Annotated in this window: 5 protein-coding genes; all 5 read left to right on the plus strand. The window is 65.6% G+C overall.

Annotated elements, in window-relative coordinates; translation table 11 throughout:
• Positions 1-138: 138 nt before the first annotated feature.
• The 5 genes from BGE01nite_RS28350 to BGE01nite_RS29750 all read left to right on the plus strand — a co-directional run bounded on the left by BGE01nite_RS28350 (position 139) and on the right by BGE01nite_RS29750 (position 7,740).
• Positions 139-468: an ArsR/SmtB family transcription factor gene (locus BGE01nite_RS28350; protein WP_146856256.1), complete on the plus strand. Its 330-nt coding sequence runs from the start codon at positions 139-141 to the stop codon at positions 466-468.
• Between the two features lie 11 nt (positions 469-479).
• Entirely contained in the window at positions 480-986 is a 507-nt protein-coding gene (locus BGE01nite_RS28355) for a DUF6428 family protein (RefSeq protein ID WP_174770068.1), read from the plus strand.
• A 19-nt stretch (positions 987-1,005) separates the two neighbouring features.
• The gene (locus tag BGE01nite_RS28360) at positions 1,006-1,698 is read left to right on the plus strand and encodes an MIP/aquaporin family protein (protein WP_146856258.1); all 693 of its coding nucleotides are present in this window, start codon (positions 1,006-1,008) and stop codon (positions 1,696-1,698) included.
• Positions 1,695-2,129: an arsenate reductase ArsC gene (locus BGE01nite_RS28365; protein WP_146856260.1), complete on the plus strand. Its 435-nt coding sequence runs from the start codon at positions 1,695-1,697 to the stop codon at positions 2,127-2,129. The genes BGE01nite_RS28360 and BGE01nite_RS28365 overlap by 4 nt, the downstream gene beginning before the upstream one ends.
• Positions 2,130-2,757: 628 nt before the next feature.
• Complete coding sequence (locus BGE01nite_RS29750) at positions 2,758-7,740, plus strand: MBG domain-containing protein (protein WP_146856262.1); 4,983 nt, start codon at positions 2,758-2,760, stop codon at positions 7,738-7,740.
• Positions 7,741-7,777: the final 37 nt, after the last annotated feature.

The raw sequence follows: 7,777 nt of genomic DNA on the forward strand, positions 1-7,777 counted from the left end.
TCCCCCCTTTAGATCCCGAAGCCCCTCCCATTCTCCATTCCTCCATTCCCCAAATCTCCCCAGAGCCCAGATCCCGCCTTCCAAAAAAAGAAAAAATTGCCGCTTGAACTATTTGGCTATTTCGCCAAATACCCAAGCATGTCAGACCGAAAAGCAGCCTCCAAAAAACGCGCCGCCGTCATCAAGGCCCTGGCGCATCCCTCGCGCCTCCTCATCGCCGAGGCCTTGATGGAAGGGGAGATGTGCGTCTGTGACATCAAGGACCTCGTGGCCGCGGACATGTCCACCGTCTCCAAGCATCTCTCCCTCATGCGGGCGGCCGGCGTCCTCGCCTCGGAGAAGCACGGGCTCAATATCTACTACCGCCTCGCCTGTGACTGCTTCGCGGACTTCCTCGGCTGCCTGGACCAGATCGCCCCGCGGAAGCCCAAGACCCAATCCCGATCCAAAACCAAATCCTGCTGCTGAGTCCTCCCCCCATGAACATCACAGACTTCCTCACCCATCTCCGGGCCCACGCTGAAAAGCCCCTCTCCTTCCGCCTGCCGGATGGCAGCTTCGTCGCACCTCACTACCACATCACCGAGGTCGGTCATGTGCTGAAGCGCTTCATCGACTGCGGCGGCACCGCGCGCACGCTGGAGACCTGCCTGCTGCAAACCTGGGTGCATGATGACGTGGACCACCGCTTGTATGCTGGAAAGCTCGCCACCATCTTTGACAAGGCCGGAGAGGTCCTCCCGCATCACGACCTGCCCGTGGAGGTGGAGCATGAGGAGCACCTCATCTCCCAGTATCCCGTGGAAAGCGCCGCCATCGTCGACGGAGCCCTCACCTTCACCCTCGGCCTCAAGCACACAGACTGCCTCGCCCGCGAGCTCTGCACGCCGGAAAGCTGCGGCCCGGCTCCGAAGCAAGAGAAGGAAAACGAGGCCGCCGCCGCTGCCGCCTCCTCCTGCTGCACACCTGGAACCAAATGTTGTTAGGTCATTCCTCGTCGCCGTCATGAAAAAGCTCCTCGCGGAATTCCTCGGCACCTTCACCCTCGTCTTCGCGGGCACCGGCGCCATCGTCATCAATGCCGCCACCCAGGGCAGCATCGGTCATGCTGGCATCGCCCTCACCTTCGGCCTCGTCGTCCTGGCCATGATCCATACTTTTGGGGATGTCAGCGGCGCGCACCTGAATCCCGCCGTCACCCTCGCCTTCGCCGCCGCGCGCCGCCTTTCCTGGAGGGCGGTTCCGGCCTACCTCACCGCGCAGATCACCGGCGCGCTGGCCGCCAGCGCTCTGCTGCACCTTCTCTACCCGCAAAATCCCGCCGCCCTCGGCGCCACCCTGCCCGCAGGTTCCGCCATGCAGAGCTTCGTGCTTGAGCTCGTCCTCACCGCCATCCTCATGCTCACCATCCTCAGCGTCTCCACCGGGGCTAAGGAAAAGGGCATCACCGCCGGCATCACCATCGGCGCCGTCATCGCGTTGGAAGCCATGTTCGCCGGTCCCGTCTCCGGAGCCTCCATGAATCCCGCCCGCTCCCTGGCCCCCGCGCTCATCAGCGGCCAGCCTAACCATCTTTGGGTCTACCTCATCGCCCCCGTGCTCGGCGCGCTCATCGCCGTGCCCCTGTGCATCGGCGTGCGTGATGCCGGCTGCTGTGGCGGCCGTGGCAGATGCAAGTGCACCCCTCCCGTCTCATGAAGCCCGCCATCCTCATTCTCTGCACTGGAAACTCCTGCCGCTCCCATCTCGCCGAAGGCATCCTCCGCCGCGCTCTTGGCGCTGACTACACCGTCGTCAGCGCAGGCTCCAAGCCCGCCGGTTACGTCCACCCCCTCGCCATCCAGGCCATGGCTGAGATCGGTATCGACATCTCCGCGCACCGCTCCAAGCATCTCAACGAGTTCCTCACCCAGGACATCGAGACCGTCATCACCGTCTGTGGGAATGCCGACCAGGCCTGCCCCATGTTTCCCGGCCAGATGAACCGCCATCACTGGGGTTTTGATGATCCCGCCCACGCCACCGGCACCGAGGAAGATCAGATGCGCGTCTTCCGCCGCGTCCGCGACGAGATCCTGAAAGTCTTCGAAGCCTACGCCTCCGGCCGCCGGGACCAGCGCGCCAGCTGAAGTTGGAGTGAAGGCTTCAGGGACGTAGAACAGGTTTTCCAACCTGTTTTCCCCCGAAGCCTCCCCGCGTCCCACTTGCCCAACAAAAAGCGCTTCAAGAATAAGCGGCGTGTCACCCATGAACTTCACACCGCAGAGACGAGAAGACCGCAGAGAAATTCATTCAAGGGGTATTCTCTGCGGTCTTCTCGTCTCTGCGGTGTAAAAAAGACAGCCGCAAGACTCCACCCCCGACCCGCGCCACCCGAAGTTGGAGTCAAGGCTTCAGCCGATCTGGCCCGCGTATCTCCCCTCCCGGCCTCATGCCATTTTCCATCTTCAGTTCCTCCAGTTTCAGTTTCACCATGTCTCCGCGAACCGCCCTGGAGCCTCCCCGCCTAACGAAAAGCAAAGCCATCAAGTCCCTCCACGACCCAAACCATGGAGGAACTAAAAATGGAGAAATGGAAAACTGAAAATGGAACAAGCCAGGGCAGGGCAGGGAACCGAGAACCCTCCTTCGCCAAGCCTTCGGAGGGCAAGCCCGAGAACCGAGAACCGAATCTCGACATCCGCCTCATTTCCCGCTAAGAAGCCCATTAAGGTCCGCAAACACCCGTGACTGTTTCGGCGGCGTTCCACGTTTTTCATGAGTTTGTTCACACGTTTTTGCGGGCTGGCTTCCCTCACTCCCTTCCTTCTGGTTCTGACAGCAGCCCATGCCGGCACACCGTCAGCGCCCGTTTCGTCCCCTGGCATCATCCCCTTCTCAGAGCTCGGGGCCAGGGCCACGGCGGAGGATCGGAGCGGCTCTACCGGCATCACCCCAGGGGCGGAAGGAGGCGGAGCCGTCCTGCGCTCCGGCTTCCAAAAGCTGGCCGGTGAGGTCACCGCCGCCGGCCTTTGGCTGCGCTCCACCGAGTCCACCGCCGCCGCCGGTGGCACCCTGCACCTGCGGGCAGACAGCGTGGGCCGTGCGGGAGGCGTGCAGAGCAGCCTGGCGCAAACCGGCGCGGTCACCTCAGACACCACCCACGCCCGCTGGGCACGGCCCGGTCTTGTGGAGGAGTATTCCGTCAGCGCGGACGGCGTGCGGCAGGACTTCATCCTCCCCGCCGCACCGGCAGGGCAGGGGGATCTCAGCGTGGACCTCGCTCTCAGCGGCGCCCGGGCGGAGGCCCGGAGTTCCGGCGTCCGCCTAACCATGGATGTGTCAGAGCGTGTCCTCCTTTACTCACGCCTGCGCGTCGTGGATGCGCGCGGCCGCCTGCTCAGGGCGCGGCTTAGCGTGCCCGCACCCACCCGGCTCCGCGTGCAGGTGCAGGATACTGGCGCACAGTATCCCCTGCGCATCGACCCCACCTTCAGTGACGCGGACTGGGTCAGCATCAGCCCCGGAATGGCGGGTGTGGACGGCACCGTCAGCGCCATCGTGGTGGACGGCAGCGGAAACCTGTATGTCGGCGGAAATTTCACCCGCGCCGGAAATGTGCAGGCCAGCTGCATCGTCCGGTGGGATGGCAGCTCCTGGTCCGCTCTCGGCTCAGGGGTGCAGGGCGGCAGCGTGACCTCCCTCGCCATGATGGGCGGCCACCTTTACGTCGCCGGCGCATTCTCCGCCGCCGGGGACCTGGAGGCGCAAAACATCGCCCGCTGGGATGGCACCACCTGGTCCACCCTCGGCTCTGGCCTGGATCTGGAGGTCTATGCCCTCGCCGTCAGCGGCAGCGCTCTCTACGTGGGCGGTGCTTTCAGCTCTGCCGGGGGAAAGGAGGCCGCCGGCATCGCCCGGTGGAGCAGCGGCAAATGGTCACCCCTCGGTGCCGGCGTCTCCGGGGTGGTCAATGCCATCGCCGTCCGCGGCAGCAGCGTCTACGCAGGCGGTTCCTTTGACCGGGCAGGCAGCGTGGACGCCGCCCACATCGCCCGCTGGAATGGCAGCACCTGGTCCGCTCTGGGCTCCGGCACGGACTATGACATCACCTCCCTCGCCCTCATCGGCAGCACCCTTTATGCAGGCGGCTCCTTCACCATGGCAGGGGATGTGGAGGCCGCCAACATCGCCCAATGGAATGGCCGTGCCTGGTCCGCCCTTGGCACCGGCCTGGACAGCGTTGTTTACGTGCTCGCGGTCAAGGATGACCAGCTTTACGCCGGGGGAGGATTTACCAGCCTGGGCGGGGAGATACCGGCCAGCGTGGCCCGGTGGGACGGCAGCACCTGGACCAGCGTCTGCTCAGAGGTGCAGGGGGGCATCTATGCGCTGGCCTTCCAGGGCAACGAACTCCACATCGGCGGCTCCTTCGACCGGACCGGGGACACCTGGGTGGGGAACATCTCCCGTTACAAGGCAGATGCCTGGTCAGTCGTCGGGCCAGGCATCAACAGCTATGTCTATGCCCTCGCCGTCAGCGGCAGCCATCTCTACGCGGGCGGCACCTTCACCCAGATCGGGGATGTGAGGGCCGACCACATCGCCCGCTGGGATGGCAGCACCTGGTCCCCGCTCGGCTCCGGACTCCAGGGCTGGATGGTCAGCGCTATCACCGTGGACGGCAGCGACGTCTACGTCGGGGGAGATTTTCACACCGCTGGCGACCAGTCGGCCAGCAACATTGCCCAATGGAATGGCAGCACCTGGTCCGCCCTCGGCCAGGGGACCTCGGGTAACGTCCAGGCCCTGGCCTTCAGCGGCGGCTATCTCTACGCCGCAGGCGAGTTCCTTCACGCAGATGACACGCTCGTCTACCACATCGCCCGCTGGGACGGCGAGGCCTGGTCCAGCGTGGGCGGCGGCATGAACATGTTTGGTTATGTCCGCGCCCTGGCCGTGAGCGGCACCGATCTCTATGCCGGTGGCATCTTCACCTCCGCCGGTGGCACCCCGGCCTCCCGGGTGGCCCGGTGGGACGGCCACACCTGGTCCGCCCTCAGTTCCGGGGTCAGCGGCGTCGTCAGTTCCCTGGCGGTGGACGGCACGGATCTCTATGTCGGAGGTCGTAATCTCACCTCCGCAGGCAGTGTCCCGGTCAAGAACATCGCCCGGTGGGACGGCACCTTCTGGTCAGCCCTGGGCATGGGCGTCCAGGGATCCTTCAATGAAGTGGCCGCCATGGCTGTCCACGATGGCAGTCTCTACGTGGGAGGTCTCTTTGACTACGCTGGCACCACGCCTGCCAGCTGCATCGCCCGGTGGGACGGCAGCACCTGGTTCCCCCTGGGAAGTGGGCTGCGCGGAGGAGTCACCTCCCTGGCCGTGGGGCCTGGGGACCACCTCTACGTCAGTGGCAGCTTCCAAAGCACCCACAACGTCATCGGCCCTGACCCCGTCTTCTCCCCCTACATCATCCAGGCGAACCTGAACGGCGCGCCTGACATCACGGTGTTCGGTGAGGAGCATCTCCCCTCCGGTGCTGGCCGTGTCTCCATGGGCACCGTCGCCCTCCCGGACGCCCCCGTGACCCGCAGCTTGAGCATCAATAACCTGGGCACCACCACGCTGAACCTCACCGGCACACCGCGCGTCACCCTGCGCGGATCTCCCGCTTTTACCGTCCCCACCCAGCCCACCGCCACCATCACCCCCAACACCGATGCCGGCTTCCAGATCGCCTTTGATCCTGCCACACCCGGCCTGCATCAGGCCTCCGTCACAGTCGCCAGTGATGATCCGGACACCCCAGTCTACACCATCGCTGTCGAGGGCATCGGCCTCGCCGCCCCGCTCGCCCAGACCATCACCTTCACCCCTCCCGCCTACGTCTATGAGAGTGAGTATGCCCTGCAGCTCGTGGCAGAGGCCAGCTCCGGGCTGCCCGTGCAGTTTACCCTCATCTCAGGCCCGGCCACCGCAGCCTCCCTGCAGGACGGCACCCTCGCGCACACCGGCCCAGGGACCATCAAGGTGCAGGCCTCCCAGCCGGGCGGCGGCCTCTATAAAGCCGCCACTCCCGTGGTCAGAACCATCCAGGTCAAGCCCGACCCCACTCCCCCCAGCTTTGTCATCACCAGCCTGCTGCAGCGTTATGACGGCCAGGAAAAAGGCGTGTATGTCGTCGGTTCGGAGACGGTGGACGAGATCACCTATAAAGTCGGTGGCGTTTACACCCCCACCGGCCCCACGGATGCTGGCAGCTACCCCGTGAAAGTCGTGGCTGGCACCACCACCAAAACCGCCACCCTCGTCATCACCAAGGCGCCCCTCCTCATCATCCCGGATGACCAGCAGAAAGCGGCCGGACAGCCCAATCCCCCGCTCACCTACAGCGTCGTCAGTTACGACGTCTACCGGGACCCCCAGGAGGTCGTCTTCACCAAGCCGCCCGTCCTCACCACCAAAGCCACCCCCACCAGCCCCGGCGGCCTCTACCCTATCACTGCCAGCGGTGCCACCGCGGTGAACTACAGCTTCATCTACCTGCCCGCTCATCTCACCGTCACCACCTTTGCGGGTGACTACGAGGCCCTCCTCACCGGTGAAGACGGCCACCCCGTCGGCAAGCTCAGCCTCACCCTCACCCCCGGCGGCCAGACCTTCAGCGCCAGGCTCATCACCTGCGCGGATCCCGCCACCGCCACCGTCTCCTTTGCCAGCGGCAGCCTGCAGGCAGGTCCCGGTGGCTGGCAGACCACCGGTAGCGCCACCACCCTCGTCACCTCCGGTTCGGCCAAAGTGCCCTGGCGGCTGAACGTCACCCTCCCCCGGTTCGGCCCCCTCACCGTCCACCTCCTGCGGGATGGCAACTTCATCGGCCGGGCCAAGGACGGCAGCAAACTGCTCTCCCTGCCCGCCAGCCAGACCGTGCCTTATGCAGGCACGCACACCCTCCTCCTGGAGCCCGCGCTGCCTGCGCACCTCTTCGTCCCCGCAGGCTCAGGCTGGGCCACCGCCACCATCGGCAAGAACGGCGGCATCACCTATGCCGGAAAGCTCGCGGACGGCACCGCCTTCACCGCCACCACCCTGCCAGATGAGGCCCCGGACCCACGCCACCGGCTCTTTCTGCACCCCTACAAAGCCACCCGGCCCCAGGTCTGGCTGGCCGGCAGCTTCAGCCTCACCCCGCACCCCGTCCTCGCCGGCCGCCGTCATGTGCCAGAGGGTCTGCTCACCTGGCGGAAAGACATCGGACTGAAGGATCCCCTCTACCGCGGCCTCTTCGGCCCCGTCACCACCGCCCTCTTGCTGGACCCCTGGCTGCCTCCCAGCACCAAGGCACCCGCCGTCACCCTGGCCCAGCGCCTCGGCCTCACCGGCAGCAGCCTGGGTGTCACGCATGAGGACACCGGCAGCGCCTCTCACCCGGACCTGCCCGTGCGCCTCTCCCTCGGCACCGTCAGCGCCACCACCGCTTCCGTCAGCGTCCTCACCCCCGTGGCAAACCTAACCAAATGGACGACCAAGACCTTCTCCCCGGCCAATGGCACCTTCACCGGCAGCTTTGAGCTCACCGATCGCGTCTCTCAGGGCAGCCCCCTCAAGCGCACCGTCCACTTCAGCGGCATCCTCCGCCAGCCCGCCAGTGCCGGGGATCCCCTCATCGGCGCCGGCCACTACATCCTCCCTCCACCCACCTCCGTCCCGGACCCCGACAACACCTGGTCCCGCGAGCTCCGCCTCACACGCCCGTAGGGCCGTTCACCGTTCACCGTTCACCGTTCACCGTTCA

It is taken from the genome of Prosthecobacter gellanilyticus (assembly GCF_007992435.1).
Taxonomy (GTDB): domain Bacteria; phylum Verrucomicrobiota; class Verrucomicrobiia; order Verrucomicrobiales; family Verrucomicrobiaceae; genus Prosthecobacter; species Prosthecobacter gellanilyticus.